We start from the raw sequence: 384 nt of genomic DNA, 5'->3' as shown, positions 1-384 counted from the left end.
GTGAGGTCGTACGCCGAGGAGATCTGGCCCTTGTGGTCGAAGCCGTCCGGGCTGACCACATGGGTGTCGAGGGCGTGCAGGTACTCGGCCCTGGCCTGCATCTCGGCGACCGTGCGGGCGATCCCGCCGTTCATGTGGGCCAGCACGTGCACCGCGTCGTTGCCCGACCGCAGGAACACGCCCTGCCAGAGCTGCTCGACGGTGTACGTGGTCCTGGCCTGGACGCCGACGAGGCTCGACCCGGACGGTATGTCGGCGAGGTCGGCGTCGGTGACCCGGTACCGCTGCTCGGGGGCGAACTTGGGCAGCACGGTGTCCGCGAACAGCATCTTCAGCGTGGAGGCGGGCGCGAGCCGCCGGTGCGCGTTGTACGAGGCGAGCACC

General features: G+C 70.1%; 1 protein-coding gene. It reads right to left on the bottom strand.

The genetic code is table 11. From position 1 onward, the window contains the following. A partial coding sequence (locus CCN33_RS33305; RefSeq protein ID WP_244173958.1) for a D-alanyl-D-alanine carboxypeptidase family protein occupies positions 1-384 on the bottom strand: 384 nt, incomplete at both ends.

This window comes from Streptomyces recifensis (genome assembly GCF_002154615.1).
In the GTDB taxonomy this organism is placed as follows: Bacteria; Actinomycetota; Actinomycetes; order Streptomycetales; family Streptomycetaceae; genus Streptomyces; species Streptomyces griseoluteus.
Note: the sequence above shows the minus strand (reverse complement) of the source record. Positions and strands in the feature narration are given on the sequence as shown.